This window comes from Vibrio sp. 10N.222.46.A1, from assembly GCF_041473595.1.
GTDB classification, from domain to species: domain Bacteria; phylum Pseudomonadota; class Gammaproteobacteria; order Enterobacterales; family Vibrionaceae; genus Vibrio; species Vibrio tasmaniensis_A.
Genome location: NZ_JBFRSN010001557.1, coordinates 1 through 1022 on the forward strand (window position 1 = coordinate 1; position 1022 = coordinate 1022).

Annotated in this window: 1 protein-coding gene and 1 pseudogene; both read right to left on the bottom strand. The window is 43.6% G+C overall.

From position 1 onward, the window contains the following. A pseudogene (locus AB4496_RS28055) lies at positions 1 to 119 on the bottom strand (SprT family protein); the annotation flags it as partial. A 79-nt stretch (positions 120 to 198) separates the two neighbouring features. Further along, positions 199 to 996 (bottom strand): DUF2189 domain-containing protein, encoded by a 798-nt coding sequence (locus AB4496_RS28060; RefSeq protein ID WP_102258159.1) that lies wholly within the window; start codon positions 994 to 996, stop codon positions 199 to 201. Between the last annotated feature and the right edge of the window lie 26 nt (positions 997 to 1022).

Below are 1022 nucleotides of genomic sequence, written 5' to 3' on the forward strand. Positions count from 1 at the left end.
CCTCTTAACTTGTAAGTGACGGTTGGGCATGGAAATTCACGAGAAAAATGTTGATTAGCAATAGCTAGGCATTCGCCCAGTTTTTTATTTACTCGATGTTGTTGCGGGGTGTAAGACAAGCGTTGTTAACTCCAAAAAAAAGCCTCAGCGTTTAAGCTAAGGCCTCATCATAACATTGCTCATCGATCGTGAAACGATTTAAACATGATGTTTCTTTTTGATGACTTCGTGGTAAGCATGCCAGGTTCCGTAACCAAGTAATGGCATCGTTACAATCATACCCACACCGTAGGTCGCGAAGCCGACTAAGATACCAGTACCAATGATACCCGCCCAAACGACCATCGCAGGGATGTTTGATTTAACAGCGTTGAAGCTAGTAAAAATCGCACTCATTACATCTACACGTCTTTCCATCATTAGTGGAATTGAAAATGCTGAGATACTAAATATCAGGCTAGCGATAACAAAACCAATCACAGACCCTGTAATTAAGAAGGGAGCAAATTCGGTCAATGGTGCCCCTTGTACTGAAGGGTAAAGTGCGTGCAATAATGCAGCGATACGCATCCAGAATATCATCGCAACCATTAATACAATCGCAAACGCCCATTGGTGGGTTGAGTTGCGTGTGATGGCTTTCATCGAGTGAAGTAGGCTAGCGTTGTGCCCCTTTTCTCTTTCCCAGGCTGCGTCATATAAGCCTAGGGCAAGAAACGGCCCTATTAGCATGTACACAATCAAGCTTGGCATAACGACTAAATGTGTTCCTTGCCATTGGACAAGTTGAACAATGGCGATGGCCGCACCCATAAAGCACAAACCGTAAAATGCGCTGATTAATGGCATTCTCACTAAGTCGTGCAGAGCAAGCGACAACCAATGAAAGGGCGCTGAAATGCTCACCTGATAAGATGGTATTGTACGAGCGTATTCTGAGTCTTTGATTTCTTTTTGTTTATCGTCGAAGTCTTGTGTATTCAATGTACGAGGCATAGATCCTCCTTGATCAGTTTTCTACC